The organism is Alicyclobacillus contaminans DSM 17975, from assembly GCF_000429525.1.
GTDB lineage: Bacteria > Bacillota > Bacilli > Alicyclobacillales > Alicyclobacillaceae > Alicyclobacillus_A > Alicyclobacillus_A contaminans.
This window is the reverse complement of record NZ_AUCA01000009.1, coordinates 24,304-41,038: the sequence shown is the minus strand read 5'-3', so window position 1 is coordinate 41,038 and position 16,735 is coordinate 24,304. Positions and strand designations below refer to the sequence as shown.

The 16,735-nt window shown below is 61.4% G+C and carries 12 protein-coding genes and 1 pseudogene; 2 read left to right on the top strand and 11 right to left on the bottom strand.

Annotation, left to right across the window (positions count from 1 at the left end; all coding sequences use genetic code 11):
- Positions 1–98: 98 nt before the first annotated feature.
- The 6 genes from gpmI to rpoN form a co-directional block, all read right to left on the bottom strand.
- The gene (gpmI, locus tag G463_RS0105370; RefSeq protein ID WP_051321966.1) at positions 99–1,682 is read right to left on the bottom strand and encodes a 2,3-bisphosphoglycerate-independent phosphoglycerate mutase; all 1,584 of its coding nucleotides are present in this window, start codon (positions 1,680–1,682) and stop codon (positions 99–101) included.
- On the bottom strand, positions 1,679–2,452 hold the full coding sequence (tpiA, locus tag G463_RS0105365) for a triose-phosphate isomerase (protein WP_026974342.1): 774 nt from the start codon (positions 2,450–2,452) through the stop codon (positions 1,679–1,681). Before tpiA ends, gpmI begins: the two co-directional genes overlap by 4 nt.
- A 63-nt stretch (positions 2,453–2,515) precedes the next feature.
- Entirely contained in the window at positions 2,516–3,697 is a 1,182-nt protein-coding gene (locus G463_RS0105360) for a phosphoglycerate kinase (protein ID WP_026974341.1), read from the bottom strand.
- 111 nt (positions 3,698–3,808) lie between these two features.
- Entirely contained in the window at positions 3,809–4,831 is a 1,023-nt protein-coding gene (gap, locus tag G463_RS0105355; protein ID WP_026974340.1) for a type I glyceraldehyde-3-phosphate dehydrogenase, read from the bottom strand.
- Positions 4,809–5,867: a sugar-binding transcriptional regulator gene (locus tag G463_RS18955; protein WP_051321965.1), complete on the bottom strand. Its 1,059-nt coding sequence runs from the start codon at positions 5,865–5,867 to the stop codon at positions 4,809–4,811. Before G463_RS18955 ends, gap begins: the two co-directional genes overlap by 23 nt.
- Before the next feature lie 258 nt (positions 5,868–6,125).
- A complete protein-coding gene (gene rpoN / locus G463_RS0105345) occupies positions 6,126–7,484 on the bottom strand; it encodes an RNA polymerase factor sigma-54 (RefSeq protein ID WP_026974339.1) in 1,359 nt (452 codons plus the stop codon).
- A 293-nt stretch (positions 7,485–7,777) separates the two neighbouring features.
- Between rpoN and G463_RS0105340 the strand changes: the two genes are divergently transcribed.
- The gene (locus G463_RS0105340) at positions 7,778–8,581 is read left to right on the top strand and encodes a pyrroline-5-carboxylate reductase dimerization domain-containing protein (RefSeq protein ID WP_026974338.1); all 804 of its coding nucleotides are present in this window, start codon (positions 7,778–7,780) and stop codon (positions 8,579–8,581) included.
- Positions 8,582–8,661: 80 nt separating this feature from the next.
- Here the strand turns inward: G463_RS0105340 and G463_RS0105335 are convergent, their stop codons facing one another.
- The 4 genes and pseudogenes from G463_RS0105335 to G463_RS18950 form a co-directional block, all read right to left on the bottom strand.
- Complete coding sequence (locus G463_RS0105335; protein ID WP_026974337.1) at positions 8,662–9,417, bottom strand: GNAT family N-acetyltransferase; 756 nt, start codon at positions 9,415–9,417, stop codon at positions 8,662–8,664.
- Between the two features lie 33 nt (positions 9,418–9,450).
- Positions 9,451–11,298 carry an oligoendopeptidase F gene (gene pepF, locus G463_RS0105330; protein ID WP_051321963.1) on the bottom strand — a complete coding sequence of 616 codons (1,848 nt, stop codon included), beginning with the start codon at positions 11,296–11,298 and terminating at the stop codon, positions 9,451–9,453.
- A 46-nt stretch (positions 11,299–11,344) separates the two neighbouring features.
- Positions 11,345–11,818, bottom strand: a complete 474-nt coding sequence (locus tag G463_RS23460) for a cytidine deaminase (RefSeq protein ID WP_281171062.1) — start codon at positions 11,816–11,818, stop codon at positions 11,345–11,347.
- A pseudogene (locus tag G463_RS18950) lies at positions 11,813–13,111 on the bottom strand (pyrimidine-nucleoside phosphorylase); the annotation flags it as partial. The pseudogene G463_RS18950 and the gene G463_RS23460, both read right to left, overlap by 6 nt.
- A gap of 299 nt (positions 13,112–13,410) precedes the next feature.
- On the opposite strand from G463_RS18950, the gene G463_RS0105320 reads away from it, so the two are divergent.
- Entirely contained in the window at positions 13,411–14,754 is a 1,344-nt protein-coding gene (locus G463_RS0105320; RefSeq protein WP_026974335.1) for a lipopolysaccharide biosynthesis protein, read from the top strand.
- A gap of 293 nt (positions 14,755–15,047) precedes the next feature.
- Here the strand turns inward: G463_RS0105320 and G463_RS0105310 are convergent, their stop codons facing one another.
- Positions 15,048–16,571, bottom strand: a complete 1,524-nt coding sequence (locus G463_RS0105310) for a fumarate hydratase (RefSeq protein ID WP_026974334.1) — start codon at positions 16,569–16,571, stop codon at positions 15,048–15,050.
- Positions 16,572–16,735: the final 164 nt, after the last annotated feature.

Here is a 16,735-nt window from a genome sequence, read left to right as displayed (position 1 = left end):
CTCCTTTGGGATGGACGTGTATGGATTGGGAATCACCCGCTGCCCCAGCCAGCCGTTCAAGCCGGCGGCGGGGCTGCCAAGCGAAGCGACATGGTCGCTTACTTGCACTCAACCAGTGACTGCCCCGTCATCTCCGGCGGTTGCGGCACGCCGAGCAGCGCCAGCATGGTTGGGGCCAAATCGGCCAATATGCCGTCTTTGACCGCGCATTGCTCGCGCGTCACAATCAGCGGCACGCGGCTGAGCGTATGGGTCGTGCAGGGTTCGTTCGTGTCCGGATAAATCATGATATCCGCGTTGCCGTGATCCGCCGTGACCAAGCAAACCCCGTTTCGTTCATGGACAGCCGCGACCACCTTGCCGAGGCACTCATCCACGGCCTCCACGGCGCGGATGGCGGCCTGCAGGTCGCCGGTATGGCCGACCATGTCCGGATTTGCAAAGTTGAGGATGATCACATCCACCGCGCCACTCGAAATTTTTTCCACGGCCGCGTCAGCCACCTCGTAGGCGCTCATCTCAGGCTTCAAATCGTAGGTCGCCACCTTCGGCGACGGGATCAACACGCGCTGTTCTCCGGGAAACGGCTCTTCCCTGCCGCCCGAGAAGAAGAACGTGACGTGCGGGTACTTCTCCGTTTCCGCAATCCGCAACTGCGCCAAGCCGTGTGCGGCCAGCACCTCGCCGAGCGTATTGTCCAGGCTGGTCGGCGGGTACGCGATATCGCCGTGGACCGCGTCGCTGAACTTGGTCATGCACACGTAGTGGACGTGCGGAAACTTCGGCCCCCGGTCAAAGCCGTCGAACGCCTCGTTGGTGAACACGCGAGAGATCTGGATGGCTCGGTCCGGGCGGAAGTTGAACAGAATGATGGCATCGCCATCCTGCACCAGGCCCACCGGCTGGCCATCCGTCCCAACGATGGTGGTGGGGACGATGAACTCATCCGTCACATCCTTCGCATAGCTGTCTTTGAGCACCTGAATGGGATCTGTGCTCGTGGGACCATCTCCGTACACCATGGCCCGGTAGGCCTTCTCCGTCCGTTCCCAGCGGTTGTCCCGGTCCATCGCGTAATACCGTCCTTGGACCGAAGCCACCTGGCCCACGCCCAGCTCGCGCATGGTGTTCAGCACCTTCTGCAGGTCTTGCACACCGCTGGTGGGAGGCACGTCCCGTCCATCCATGAACGCGTGCACGAAGACCTCTTTCACCTCTGTCCGGGCGGCCATGCGCAACAGCGCCAGGAGATGGTCTATGTGACTGTGCACGCCCCCTTCCGAAACGAGTCCGGCCAGGTGCAGGCGCGTACCGTTGGCTTTCACGTGCTCCATGGCCCGCTTCAGAACGGGATTTTGATAGAAGTCGCCGTTTTCAATGGCCAGGTTAATCCGCGTCAGGTCCTGATACAGGATGCGCCCCGCGCCAATGTTCGAGTGCCCGACCTCCGAATTGCCGAACTGTCCCTTCGGCAGGCCCACCGCCTCTTCGCTGGCTTTCAGCGTGGCGTGGGGATACTTGGCCCACAGCGCGTCGAAGTTCGGCTTGTGCGCCTGGGCCACGGCGTTGCCATACGTGTCGTCGCGCAGCCCAAAGCCGTCCAGAATGATGAGCGCCACCGGCCCGCTGCCGGACGGAATGGACCTCCGTTCAAATGCACTGCTTTCTGCGTTGCCGCTCATGCGTTGTCACCTCCAGCCATGGCTTCCGCCATCGCCACGAACGATTCTGCCTCGAGGCTGGCGCCGCCGACCAGTGCGCCATCAATATTCGGCTGACCGCAAAAGCCCGCAATGTTGTTGGGCTTCACGCTGCCGCCGTAGAGAATGCGAACCGCCTCCGCAGCTTCCAATCCGTGCTGTTCCGCAATCACACCGCGAATGGCCGCGATGACCACTTCCGCGTCCTCTGCGGATGGGGTTCGACCGCTGCCGATGGCCCACACCGGCTCGTACGCCACCACCGTTTGCGCCACGGCGGCTCCGCTGAGTCCAGCCAATCCGCGCTCGGTCTGTCGGCGAACGACCGGCAGTGTCTCTCCCGCGTCCCGCTCCACGAGGTTCTCGCCCACGCAGAGAATGGGAACCATGCCGGCGGCCACGACGGCCTGCACTTTCTTCTGCACCAGGTCGTCGGTTTCGCAGAACAGCGTCCTCCGCTCAGAGTGCCCCACAATCACGTAGCGCGCGCCGAGCTCTTTGACCATATCCGTGGACACTTCCCCGGTGAACGCGCCCTGCGGTTCGAAATATACGTTCTGGGCGCCCAGCGCGACTTTCGTCGGCATCACCACGCGCAGCGTCTGCAATGCGGTGACCGGCGGGCAAATGGCGTACTCCAGGTCATCCGAGAGCCGCCCGGAGAGCCTGCCAAGGGCTTCCGCAAACGCACGGGCTTCCGCCACCGTCTTGTACATTTTCCAGTTTCCAACCAACATCTTGCGCCGTGCCACTGTTCTACCCCCTGTCCGTCCAAGGTGGTTGCCAATCTGCGCCTCCCACCGAGGCCGCCGTTCTCACGCGCGATCCTGCAACGCGGTCACACCGGGCAGCGGTTTGCCCTCGAGGAACTCCAACGATGCACCGCCGCCGGTGGAGACATGCGTCATTTTCTGCGCCAATCCCGACTGCTCCACCGCCGCAACGGAGTCGCCGCCCCCGACGATGGTCGTGCCTGCCACTTCCGCCATGGCTTCCGCAATGGCAAACGTCCCCTTCGCAAAGGGGGCCATCTCGAACACGCCCATGGGGCCGTTCCAAATGACCGTGTTCGCGCCGCGAATCAGGGACTGGTACTGTTTCACCGTCTCAGGCCCGATGTCCAGCGCCATGCGGTCCGCTGGAATGGCCGACACAGGGTACACGTCGTGCTCCGCGTCCTTCGCAAATGCCGTGGCCGCCACCACGTCGGTCGGGAGTTTCAGCTTGCTGGCGTACGATCCGGACAGCAGCCGTTTCGCCAATTCCTTGGCCGATTCCTCGACCAGCGAGGTGCCCAGTTCATACCCCTGCACGGCGAGGAACGTGTTGGCCATACCGCCCCCAATCAGGAGCGCATCCACCTTCGGCAGCAGGTTTTCCATGACCTGAATCTTGTCCGATACCTTGGCGCCGCCGATGATGGCCACAAACGGCCGTTCGGGCGACTCCAGCGCGCGCCCCATCACGTCAATTTCCTTTTCCATCAGAAAACCCGCCACCGCTGGCAGATACTTCGCCACGCCTGCGGTGGAGGCGTGAGCGCGGTGCGCCGCCCCGAAGGCGTCGTTCACATACACATCGCCAAGCGCGCTGAGCTGCTCGGCGAAATGCGGATCGTTCTGTTCCTCTTCCGGGTGAAAACGCAGGTTTTCCAGCACTGCCACGGCTCCCGACGGAAGGTCGGACACCACCGTTTGGGCGGGTGCCCCGATGCAGTCCTCGGCAAACCGGACCTCGCGTCCGGGCAGCAGCGTCCGCAGGTGTTCCGCCACCGGCGCCAGAGAATACTTGAGGGTTCGCTCCCCCTTCGGACGTCCAAGGTGGCTCATCAACACCACTTTCGCACCGTTGTCCAAGAGATATGTAATGGTCGGCAGCGCTGCGCGCATGCGGGTATCATCCGTGATGGCACCGTCCTGCATTGGCACGTTGAAGTCCACACGAACCAACGCCCGTTGCCCCTGCCACGCCACGTCGCGAATCGTCTTCTTGTCCATCGCCATCCCCCTTCCACAATCCGGCCCTGAAAAAGGGAGAATGAGCCCATTCATTCTCCCCGCCGAAATGCATTGTAACACAACCGGGACGAAATCAGTCCCTGTAAATTGTCAGTGTGCGTTGACCGTCAGCTTGCTCGCAACGAACGCAGCCAGGTCGAGCACGCGACTGGAGTAACCCCATTCGTTGTCATACCAGGCAACCACCTTGACCATGTTGCCTTCCACAACCATGGTGGACAGCGCGTCGACAATCGAAGAGTGCGCGTCGCCGTTGAAGTCTTTCGACACCAGCGGCTTGTCGCAGTACGCCAGAATGCCCTTGAGGCTCGACTCCGCCGCCTTCTTCAACGCTTCGTTGACCTGCTCGACGGTGACCGATTGCTTCAATTCCGCCGTCAAATCCACCACGGAGACGTTCGGCGTCGGCACGCGCATCGCCATGCCGTTCAACTTGCCCTTCAGGTGCGGCAGCACCAATCCCACTGCGCGGGCCGCACCGGTGCTCGTGGGAATGATGGACAGGGCAGCCGCGCGGGCGCGACGGAGATCCTTGTGCGGGAGGTCGAGAATCTGCTGGTCGTTGGTGTAGGAGTGAACCGTGGTCATCAGACCGCGCACAATGCCAAACTGCTCATCCAACACCTTCGCCACCGGCGCCAGGCAGTTGGTCGTGCAGGATGCATTGGACAGCACGTGGTGCTGGTCGGGTTGATACGCCGTCTCATTGACGCCCATCACAATGGTGATGTCCTCGTTCTTCGCCGGCGCCGAGATGATCACTTTCTTCGCGCCGCCGCTGGTGATGTGTGCAACCGCCTTTTCCTTATCGGTGAAGCGGCCCGTGGACTCAACCACAATGTCGACGCCCAGTTTGCCCCACGGGAGATTTGCCGGATCACGTTCCGCCAACACCTGCACCCGGCGGCCGTTGACAATGATGCAGCCTTCCTCCGCGCGAATGTCCGCATCCAGGTGCCCGTGCACCGAGTCGTACTCCAACAGCATCGCCAGCGTAGCTGCGTCGGTCAGGTCGTTGACCGCGACCACCTCGAGGTCGTTGCGCTTCAGCGCAGCCCGAAACACGTTGCGCCCGATGCGCCCAAAGCCGTTAATCCCGATTTTCGTTGTCATCTTGAACCCCTCCATGAAGGTGTAGAATTTCCTTCGCCGCGCCCTCGTCGGTGACGAGAACGTCCATTTTGTACGCCTTGGCGGCTGCGGCAATCGCCGCCGCTTTGGACTTGCCGCCGGCCACGCCCATGACCAGCCGCATGTCGGCCAAATCATCCAACCGCAGCCCCACCGTGGTCATGGTGTACACAATCTGTCCCGTGCGGTTGAAGTAGTATCCGAACGCCTCCGCCACCGCGTCTCGTTCCCGCAACAATTCGATTTCCGCCGCGGACAGCTGCCGCCGCTCCGCCATCTGAATCGCATCGCCGATGCCATGCACCACCACTGTCGCCTCGCGAACCTCTTGGAGCCGCTGTTGAACTTGAGGTTCCTGCATCAGGAGGTCTAACGTCTCCGATCCGAGCCGATCCGGCACGTGCAGCATTACCGATGTCCCACCGAGGCGCTCCGCCAGTTCAGCGGCAATCACGTTGGCCTGCGCATACACCGATTCTCCGAGTCCCCCGCGGGCCGGCACCACCTTGATGGGCAGGTCCACGCCCTTCTTTGGCATCATGCGCGCCACAGCAGCCATTGTCGTGCCGCCGGTCACAGCCAGGACATCCGCAGTGCGCAGCAGCTCGCGCAACTGAATGGCGGCCTGATACCCGAGGGTGTCCTTGACCCAGTTCTCCTCATCGCTGTCGCCCGGCACGATGTACACCCTGTGAATGCCCAGCGCCCGAGAGAGCCGGGTGGAGAGTTCGGATCGGCCTTCGATGGTGGCCAACACGTCGTCCAATTCATCAAGCAGAGCGTCCCCTTCTTCTGTCAAAGACATGCCTGACGGTGCGCTCACAATCAACCCCTGCTGACGGAGAAAGTCCACCTCCGCCCGCAGAACCCGCTCCGTGGTGTTCAATTCGGCCGCGAGCGCGCGCCGCCCAATCGGCTGCAACAAGCGAATCCGATGCATCATCCAAGCCCGTTCCTGAAGCGTCTCAATCAATTCAGGAACGATTCTCCGCACCACCGCGAGGTCAATTTCGTTCACCGCGCACCTCCTTTCCAGTCATGCCCTACGGCAGCACGCAATCGACGCATGGCGTTCGGGACTTATTTCGTCCCGACGGATACAATTCTGTCCCGCTGGCACCACAAAAAAAGAATTACCGATCACTGCCCATTGTACGCCAAGTGGAAATCCAAAGCAACGGCGGACGGCGCGCGGCTGCCAAAATTTTTACACCTTCGGGCCGTGCTGGAGCGCTGCGGCGCGCACCCGCGCCGCAGCGGAGCATCCGCCGCGGAGTCAACCAAAGCGGCGCCGCTGCAGCGCTGCCGGAATTCGCAACTCATCCCGATACTTGGCCACGGTCCGCCGAGAGATATGAATGCCCTGTTCGGCGAGCGCCCGGGCGATGGCTTCATCCGACAGCGGCTTTTGCCCATCCTCCTGTTGTATCAGCCGACGAATGGCGACTTTTGCCGCAGTGGCGGACGTTCCGCCTTCATGCGAATCCGTCCCCAGTTCGGCCGAGAAAAACTGTTTCATTTCCATCATGCCCTGCGGCGTGGCCATATATTTACCGCGGATGGCCCGACTGACGGTGGATTCATGGACCCCGACGACACCCGCAACCTGCCGCATGGTCAACGGGCGCATCCCCGCGCGGCCCTCGCGGAAAAACTCCGGCTGCAGTCGCACAATGGCCTCGGCAATCGCCAGGATGGTGCGCCGACGCTGTTCCACACACCGCGCAATCCAAACGGCTTGCCGAACCTTGGTCCGCAGATACCGCTTGACCTCCCCGTCGGCGTCCGGCGTGTTGAGCCGATACGTGTGAATCCGCAGAACGGGCTCCACTCCGTCGTTGGTGTGCACAAAGTAGCCATCCGCTCCCGCCTCCACCATGACGTCAGGGACCACTCGTCCTGCGGGACGCCCGCCGTACGGCATACCGGGCCGGGGCTGCAGCTTTCGGATGGCGTCCAGCGCGCGCTGAATGTCTGTCGGTCCGCATTTCAGGCGTTTCGCCATTTGCGAAAACCGTCCGGCCGCCACATCCTCCAGGTGGTTCCGCAGAATGGCCTCCACCAGAGCTCTGTCCCCGACCGGAACATCATCGAGCTGCAACAGCAGGCATTCCTGCAGCGTTCTTGCGCCAATCCCGCGCGGATAACACGATTGGACCGCCGCCACGGCCGCCGCCACCACATCCTCGGTCGCGCAAAACAGCCGCGCCAGTTCACTGTCCGACTCCCTTAGGTAACCGCTTTCATCCAGACTTCCGATGAGGTGGAGTGCCAGTTGCAACACCGCCTCCGGCAGCCGCATGGTCTTCAGTTGCAAAGCCAGTTCATCGTAGAGCGTGGTTTCCGCCACGCAGACCTGCTCCAACCAGCCATCCCATTCGTCTCCCAACCGAGCCAGCGTTGAGCCGCCGGGCGCGAACCTGGACCACCGGTCCCATTGCTCGGCAAATTGCAGCCATCCGTCCGCTTCCTCGGGCCACTCCACCTCTAAACACGGATTGTCTGCCGCGCAAGCCTGCACAAAGGGGATGAGCTCCAACGCGGAGCACTGCAGGACGGCAATCGCCTGCTGCATCTGCGCCGTCATCAACAATTTCTGGGATTGTTCCTGCTGCAGTGAAAACCCAAGCCACATCGGTGTCCCCTCGGTTCACATCAGTGTCATCAAATTACATCATTTTCTTAACACATTTCGTAATTTCGATGTCGTTGGCATATTTCCTGCTCGATACCTCCTTTCCACAGTATGCAGCGTCCGGAGAAAACTTTCGCCTCGGGGTGGAAGTTCGTTTTCGGTGCGCAAATCTAGCGCCCTTGAATACACATACAGTAAGCATTGACCGGCGCTGCGGGAGTGAGAGCAAAAAGGAGGAGCCGACTGGCGCGAGATAGGTGAGGTCTATGTTCGACCGATTTGGAGGGAAAATTATGCGCATTGGTGTCATTGGCACTGGAAACATTGGCGGAATGTTGGCCAAAGCGTTCGCAGAATGCCCGGACACGGAAGTATACGTGTACAACCGCACCATTGGCAAGGCGCATGCCCTGGCGGACGCATGGCAACGCATCTACGTCTTGCCGAACGAAGCCGCCGTGGCCGACGCGGTGGATGTGGTGTTTTTATGTACCAAGTCCGGAGAGGGAATTTCCATTTTGGAGGACATCGGCCCCCGCCTGTCCTGCCGTCAGTATCTCGTACCGACCATCAGCACCCTGCCGTGCAGCCAACTCGAATCCTGCACCGACGCGGGCGTGGCCAAGGTCATCCCCAGCATTGTGCAATCGGTGCGCAGCGGCATCCTGCTCGTCTCCCACGGCCCATCTCTGACACCGGATCAACAAGTATTCTTGGACCACGTATTTCGGCGCATCGCAACGCCTTTTGTGGTTGCCGAAGATCAACTGCGCGTGGCGAGTGATCTGACCAGCTGCGGACCGGCGTTCATCGCATATCTGCTGCAGCTTTGGGCTGAAGCGGCAGAGCGCACCGGCCGTCTAACCCGAGTTCAGGCGGAACACCTGCTGACGTCCACCGTCGTTGGCCTCGCACAGTTGTTACAAAGCGGCGTGACGATCCAGGATATCATCACAAAGGTGTGTGTTCCCGGCGGCGTGACCGAATGCGGGATGACGCCGTTGCGCGAGGCGGGCCCCGCCCTGTTCGACACCCTGCACGAGGCCACGTCCCATCACGCACAGCGGCCTCCGATGGCCCCCATGCTGCGCGAATAATCCAACGAGGCACCGGACGGCACACCGTTCCGCAGAAACGCGTCGGCCGAGGGCCGGGGGAAAGCGGGTGTCGCCCTGTATTAAGAGCCCATCGGCGCGCCACCCACCCGCTTCACCAACATCGGGTGCCGAGGCGTCGCAGCCGCTTCCCACTGAAATCCACAGGATTGCCAGAACCGAATGGCGCGGGCATTGGCGGAAGTGGTGTCGGCGCAAAGCAGCACTTCCGGCGCCAACAGGGCAATCCACGTTTCGGTCTGCGCCATGGCCGCGGAGGCGATGCCACGACGGCGATATCCGGGTTTGACATAGACGAGCGCAATGCGGTAACTCCCTTCCTCGGCGCTCACCAAAAGACAGCCGACCGCTGTCCCGTCCGCCATCACCAGGAACGGGTGCGCACCATCCTGCGCCACCCATTGGTCCAGTGGTTGCCCGAGCCAGTGCACGATGGCCTCCGGCAACGGGGGCCGCCCTTCCAATGCGGATACTTCCGCCAGGCATGCCTCCACCAGAGTTGCCAGGGACGACGCCCTCGTTGCATCGGTGGCTCGAACCAGGCGCACAACCGGACGCCCCGGCGCCGTGAGCGCTGCATCTGAACGAACGACGAGAGGCCGCCTGCCGTTGGACATCCGAGCGCGTCCCAGTTCTCTGGCCAAGACATCGAAGCCGAGAAACATAGAGAATATCAAACCGTAGACCGTCACGGTTTCATCCCACAACGGGATGGAGTGGTGCGCCATGCGATAGGCGATGGCCAGTGCCAGGCCGACCACGCCAACGCCCACCGACACCCCCATCACCGCCTTGCGGACCCAGGCCACACCTGACACGGTTTTCCTCCCCTCTGTTGACCGGACGGGTGGTTACGACAGCAGGCCCGCCAGTTCGTCGACCATGGTTCCGAACAACTCGAGCGTCGTTCGAACCGGCTCGGGAGACTCCATGTCGACGCCGGCTCTCTTCAGCAGTGCGATGGGGTAGTCGCTGCGCCCGCTCTTCAAGAATCCGAGGTACTGTTCCACCGCCGACTGCCCTTCCGTCAAAATCCGCTGCGACAGCGCGGTCGCCGCAGAAATTCCCGTGGCGTATTTGTAAACGTAAAACGGCGTGTAGAAGTGAGGGATTCTCGCCCACTCCATGGCGATATCCTCGTCCACCGTGCAGACGGCCCCGTAGTACTGCTGATTCAGATGATAATACGTCTCGCACAGCCACTCCGGTGTGAGCGATCCGCCCGCCTCGACATGCTCGTGCGTCAGTTTTTCAAACTCAGCAAACATCGTTTGCCGGAACAGGGTGGCGCGGATGCTTTCCAGGTGGTGGTTCAGCAGATAGGCCCGTATGCGCTGGTTGTCCGTTGTCTGCAGCAGGTGATGCGTGAGCAGCGCCTCGTTGCAGGTGGACGCCACCTCCGCAACGAAAATGGTGTAGGACGCGTAGACGTGCGGTTGATGTTGATTGGACAGATACGTGTGCATGGCGTGCCCAAGCTCGTGAGCCAGTGTGAACACGTCGTCCAGCCGCCCCTGATAGTTCAACAGAATGTACGGATGAACGCCATACGCCCCCCACGAGTATGCACCGCTGGTCTTGCCCTTGGTCTCGTACACATCCACCCAGCCGCTCTGCAGTCCTTCGCTGGCAATCCGCTGATATTCCGCACCGAGCGGCGCGATGGCGCGCTGGACCACCTCCACCGCCTGCGGATAATCCATCGTCATGTCCACGTCTCCAACCATCGGGGTGTACAAATCGTACATGTGCAGCGCATCCAATCCGAGTGCGCGCTTGCGCAGTTCGAGGTACTTGTGCAGCTGCGGCAGGGATTCGTGAACCGCCTTCAGCAGGTTGTCGTACACCGACACCGGAACATTGTCGTCATCCAGCGATGCCTGCAGCGCCGATTCGTAGTTTCTGACGCGCGCGTAAAAGACATCCTTCTTGACGCTCGCGGCGTAAATGGCCGCCAGCGTGTTCCGGTGTTTCCCGTACGTGCTGTACATGGCGTCAAAGGCGGCTTTGCGCACAGACTGGACTTTACTCTCCAAAAACTGAATGTAGCGCCCGTGGGTCAGTTCCACGTCTCGCCCCGACTCGTCCTGAATGGTCGGAAACTTCATGTCCGCATTGTTGAACATCGTAAAAATCTGTTGCGGCGCGCTCGCCATCTCGCCAGCCGCCGCCAGCAATGCCTCCTGCTCCGCAGACAACACATGCGGCTTCTGGCGCAGCAGTTCCTCCAGTTCAAACCGAAACAACTGAAGCGGCTCGTGTGCGTCCAGAAACGCGTGGATGCGTTCATTCGGAATCTGCAAGATCTCCGGGACGAGGAACGCTTTCGCGCTCTCCGTCTGCACCCAGAGTGACATGGCCTGGTCGGCCATGGCCTGATAAGTCGCATTGGTATTGTCTTCGTCGCGGCGCATTCGCGCGTATGCGTAAATCTTCGATAAACGCTCCTCCAATTGGTCCTGCAGAGACAGGGCCCGATGCAGATTTTCAGCGGACTCTCCCACTTTGCCCTGCAGTTCCTGCAAGGATGCGGCCAAGCCCCCGACCGCATCCACATCCTGTTGCCACGCCTCGTTGGAAGCGTACATATCTTCGAGCCGCCACTGAAACTCCGCCGCAATGTCCTGACGAGACGGCAGCCCTCCGCCCTGCGACACCTGCTGACTCTGCGCTGAACGGATTCCATATCCTAGTCTCATCTTCGAATCCTCCTATTGGCTGTTGCCTTCTGTGTACAAGATACGCTCATTCGCGAATCCCCATGCCCGTCGTTCTATCCACGTTCATTTGCCCCGCGTCGAACGCGCAGGGCAAGAGTTCCCCCACGGTCGTGCGGCGGATCTGCCCATTCAGATTCGCGAGGTGCACCGGCGTATCGGCGGCGCAGAACTCCGCCAACACCTGCCGACAGGCGCCGCACGGTGCCACCGGACCCTCGCTGTCCGCGACCACGGCCACCTCGACCACGCGCTCACCGCGCGCCCGCGCACCGGATGTGACATATTTGAAGATTGCGGTGCGTTCCGCGCAGTTGGTCAAGCCGTAGGACGCGTTCTCCACATTGGCGCCGACGACCACCTCGCCGGTATCCAGCCGAAGCGCCGCACCGACGGCGAACTGCGAGTACGGCACGTACGCCCCTGCCATCGCCTCGCGCGCGGCGGTCACCAAAGCTTGCGCCGCATGCTCGTCCTGGCCTGCCCCCCCTGGTTTGACCACATCCAAGATGAGCGCATCTTCAAAAGCCGCACCATCGAAAATCTCCACAGCCGCCAACAGTTCTTGTTCCGCCGCCGCGGCCGCCGCGGCGGTCTGCGCGTGAATTTCCGCAATCGGCTCTCCCGGTTTCACGGGTTCGCCCGCCTTTCGCGTCAGCACAATGCCAACGGCCGGATCGATGACGTCGTCCCGTTTGGCGCGGCCCGCGCCCAGGCGCATCGCCACGAGGCCCACCGCCTCCGCGTGGATCCGGCGAATCACGCCGCCCCTTGGCGCCGTCACCCGGTGGATTACCGGCGCTGTCGGCAGCAGGTCGGGTTCCTCCGCCACCGCCGGATTACCTCCCTGCGCGGCCACGAACTCTTTGAATTTCGCCAGTGCGGCACCGCTCGCCAAGGCCTGCTCCAGCAGGGAACGCGCCGCCCGTTCATCGTCCGCCCGCCCGGCCGACACCACCATGTGACTGCCGAGCGCCAGACACAGTTCCCGAAGGTCCCGAGGCCCTGCGCCTTTCAGCGTGGCAATGGCCTCCCGCACTTCCAGCGCGTTTCCCACCGCCTGGCCGAGCGGTTGATCCATGGCGGTCAGCAGCGCCACCGTGCGCCGGCCCGCCGCCTGTCCGATGCGGACCATGGTTTCCGCCAGGTGTCGCGCTTCCAGCCGACTTTTCATGAAAGCCCCTTCGCCCACCTTGACATCCAGCACGATGGCGTCCGCGCCGCTCGCCAGCTTCTTGCTCATGATGGAACTGGCAATGAGCGGAATGGACGATACCGTTCCGGTGACATCCCGCAGCGCGTACAACGCTTTGTCCGCCGGCGCGAGGTCGTGCGTCTGGCCAGCCACAGCGATGCCAATCCGCCGCACCTGTTCGAGAAAATCCTCCATCGACAGGTCGGCTCGAAAGCCGGGAATGGACTCCAGCTTGTCAATGGTTCCTCCGGTATGGCCGAGACCGCGGCCCGACATTTTGGCCACCGGCACGCCGACTGCGGCCACCAGCGGGCCGAGCACCAAGGTCGTCTTGTCCCCCACGCCGCCGGTGCTGTGCTTGTCCACCTTCACGCCGGGAATCGCCGACAGGTCCAACTGCTGGCCTGATTTCGCCATGGCCTCCGTCAACGCGGCCGTTTCAGCGGCGGTCATCCCCCGCCAACAGACAGCCATGGCGAAAGCACTCATCTGATAGTCCGGAACGTTCCCTTCTGTATAGGCCGCAATCAGATTGTGAATCTCCGATGCGGTCAGAGCCTTCCCAGCTCGCTTTTTCTCAATCAGTTCGACAACACGCACCCACGATTGCCTCCTTCATCCGCCCGTGGCGTCGTTTCGAGCGGCATCTGTCCCATTTCCGCCTCCGTAATTGCCTGGATTTTACCACACTGCCCCAATTCCATGAAGTGTGTGCGGACCGAGGGTCTCTTCCGGCGAATCGGAAACGATGAATTCCACTTGACGGACCCAATTCGGATTCGACATAGTTACAAAGGATGCGCCGTCCATCCGAGGATGGCGCGGTTCTTTTCGGAATGCGTTCGCGCGCAATCCGGGCAGCCTTTCCCTCAGATGCTCACACTGGAGTTGAATGAAGTATGCCTGCGTCTCGTCGAAAACTGTTGTTTTTCACGTTTCTTTATAAAGCGGTCAATTCCCTGATTCTCTTCGTCAGCAGCGCCATTGTGGCGCACGGATTGAATCGGCCGGACCGCGGCGAATTTCAATTGGCCGGATCTTATCAACAAACGGGGAACACCATCTTCGGAGGATTCATGAATTACTACGCGTTCGCGCTCCGGAAGCGGCCGCAGGAGACCGTGGCGGTGGTACAGGCAGGCAATTTTTTGGTGTACACCGTCAGCGCGCTCACCTGGCTGGCCGCCGCCCTGCTGTTTGTTGTGCCACTGCCGGTCGCGCACATCTCCCGCATCTGGTTCTTTGCGCTGCTGGCGATGGGATTCACGTTCATCTACGGATACGGTTCGCGGATTTTGAACGCGATGGATGAACAATCCTGGCTCAACCGCATGAACCTGGCCCAGCCGCTCTTGTTCCTCTTGCTCTACATCCCGCTTTGGCTGGACAGACATCTGTCCGAAGCTGCAAAGCTGAGTTGGACGTACAATCTCTGGATTGTCAGCTTTGCGGTGGCCGTCGGCCTCACCATGATTATCACCTACCGGCATCTTCGCCACGCGGGCATCCTGCGCTGGCGCGTGTCGCTGCGCGAATTGGCAGGGACATTGAACTACGGCGGATGGTCCGCCGCAGCCCAGGGTACCAGCAATATCGCCCGAAACGTGGGATACTGGTGCCTGGCCTCGAACAAAGACATCCTCAGCGTGTACGGCATCGCCCTGGTCATGGCGGAGGTCCTGAACAACCTGTCCGGGTCCATCATCCAGTTGGTGTTCGCGCGAATGACGGGGGGATCCAGGGAGGACGCCATCGCCGTGACGCAGTCGTCCACCCGGCAGACCCTGCTGTCGTCTTCGCTCGCGGCCGCCGTCATGATGGTGACGTTCCCCTGGCTGTTGGTGCTCGCCTTCGGCCCGAAGTACTACGGAGCCATTGTCCCATTTCTCATCCTGCTGCCCGGTTATGTACTGAGAGCGGGAGGATCCGTCATCATGCAATACTTCACCAACTCCCTTGGCCAACCCTTCCGGGCGGTCGTGATGAATGTTTTCTACATTGGGGTGAACGGACTGCTCATCTGGGCGCTCTGGCACGTCTGTCCGCCACTGGTGACGGTTGCGGTGGCAACGACCCTGTCTTCGCTCGTGTCGTTCATCACCTACGTGTGGTGGTTTCGCTACTCCACCGGTCAGCCGGGGCACACCGTGTGGCTCGTCCGCAGGTCCGACTTTCGACCGTACCTGGAAGTGGTGCGCAGTCTCCTGACCAAGGTTCGCGGCACACGGTCTCGGCACGACTGAATCCCGGCGACGCATGGTTTTTGCGCCTTCGCAGACACTATCCCCAATTGCGCAGAGATGGAGGATTGCCGCGTGACCGAAAAACAGGATCCGCGTCCCAACGGAACGTATTCCATGGTGTTCATCGCCCTGATTGTGGTGGTCGTCGCCGTGGCGTTGTTCGGGCAGTACGTCCACTGGTGAAGTCCGGCGAAGGCCCAAAATGACAACAAATAGCCGCCCGCTCCAGCATCGGCTGAAGCCAGGCGGCTGTTTGCATTTCCGTCGAACCCCCGACGGATGTGTACGTCCGTTCAGGCGAACACCGGTTCCTTCAGGTCTTCCAGCTTGACCATGGATTCGTCCGCGACATCCTTGTGCAGGCTGTTGCCGTGGGCGTCCATCGTCACAATCGCCGCAAAGTTGTCCACCTCGAGGTGCCACATCGCTTCCGGCACGCCGAACTCGTCCAACAGGTCAACGCCGTTCACCTTCTTCACGCAGCGCGCATAGTACTGTGCCGCGCCGCCGATGGCGTTCAGATACACCGCGCCTGACTTCTGCAGACCGGCCAACGTTTTCGGTCCCATGCCGCCTTTGCCAATCACCGCGCGGATTCCGAACTTCTCGATGATGTCCGCCTGATAAGGCTCTTCCCGAGAACTGGTGGTTGGACCCGCCGCTTTGACCTGCCAGTTGCCCTCGTCGTCCTTGAGCATCACCGGTCCGCAGTGATAAATGATGCCGCCCTGCAGATTGACCGGTGCATCGTGCTTCATCAGATACTTGTGCAGTTCGTCGCGGCCCGTGTGAATCTCCCCGCGAATGACCACCACGTCGCCCACTTTCAATTGGCGAATTTGCTCTTCCGAAATCGGCGCCTGAAGCACCACGGCCCGGCTCATGTCGAAGCCGCCCGTCGGCCGCTCCAACCGCTCCTCATGGTCGCGGTACAGCCACTGCTTGATCTCGCCGGTGTTCGCGTCCACCACAATGCCGAGGCGCCGGAAAGCCCAGCAATTGTAGGCCACGGATACGTAGAAGCTCGCGGGGATGCGGTTCATGACGCCAATCTTGCAGCCGAGCAGCGTCACCTTGCCGCCGAAGCCCATGGTGCCAATCTCCAACTGATTGGCTTTCTCCAGAATGTACTGCTCCAACGCCGCCAGGGTCTCGTTCGGATTCGTGTCGTCGACCGGACGGAACAGCTGTTGTTTCGCCAACTCGTAGCCCGTCGTCCGATCTCCGCCAATCCCGACGCCGATGAATCCCGCGCTGCATCCCTGGCCCTGCGCCTGGTACACCGCGTGCAGAATGCACTTGCGGATGCCGTCGAGATCGCGTCCGGCCCGGCCCAGTCCAGGCAGTTCCGTCGGCAGCGCGTACTGGATGTTCTTGTTCTCGCATCCGCCTCCCTTGAGGATGAGGCGGATGTCCACGTCATCTCGCTCCCATTGGTGGAAGTGAATCACCGGCGTGCCGGGGCCCAGGTTGTTGCCGGAGTTTTTGCCGGTGAGCGGATCGACCGAGTTCGGCCGAAGCACACCGCGCCGGGTGGCTTCTTCCACCGCGGTGCGAATGTCCCGCTCCAACTGCAGTTGGTTGTACCCCACGGGACACTTGACATAAAACGTCGGCATGCCCGTGTCCTGACAGATGGGCTGCACGTCTTCCTCTGCGGAGACGATGTTGTCAACGATGGTGTTGAGGGCCAACGCCGCGCGCGATCCGAGTTCTTCCTGAATCTGCGCGCGTTTGATGGCCCGCCGAACATCCGGCGGCAAATTGGTCGAAGTTTCCGTGATGAGCTGCAACAGGCTCTCCTGTATCGGGGTCATGTTCTGGCCATCTCCTCTCCACTGTGGTGCCGCTTTCAACGACTTGCCCTGCCCTCCGGGGGACCATGGAATGGCTTGCATAGATTGCGATAGATACACTTGTTTGCCACAACCACTATGTATTATAGCACCGACCACCGACGAAATCGCGGCAGGCACGCGGG

Bases quoted from the DNA above. Each gene is read 5' to 3' on its own strand.
- rpoN (WP_026974339.1), bottom strand. From the start codon at position 7,484: ATGTGGCTTGGGTTTTCACTGCAGCAGGAACAATCCCAGAAATTGTTG.
- pepF (WP_051321963.1), bottom strand. From the start codon at position 11,298: ATGAGACTAGGATATGGAATCCGTTCAGCGCAGAGTCAGCAGGTGTCG.
- gap (WP_026974340.1), bottom strand. From the start codon at position 4,831: ATGACAACGAAAATCGGGATTAACGGCTTTGGGCGCATCGGGCGCAAC.
- gpmI (WP_051321966.1), bottom strand. From the start codon at position 1,682: ATGAGCGGCAACGCAGAAAGCAGTGCATTTGAACGGAGGTCCATTCCG.
- G463_RS0105310 (WP_026974334.1), bottom strand. From the start codon at position 16,571: ATGACCCCGATACAGGAGAGCCTGTTGCAGCTCATCACGGAAACTTCG.
- G463_RS0105340 (WP_026974338.1), top strand. From the start codon at position 7,778: ATGCGCATTGGTGTCATTGGCACTGGAAACATTGGCGGAATGTTGGCC.
- G463_RS0105320 (WP_026974335.1), top strand. From the start codon at position 13,411: ATGCCTGCGTCTCGTCGAAAACTGTTGTTTTTCACGTTTCTTTATAAA.
- G463_RS0105360 (WP_026974341.1), bottom strand. From the start codon at position 3,697: ATGGACAAGAAGACGATTCGCGACGTGGCGTGGCAGGGGCAACGGGCG.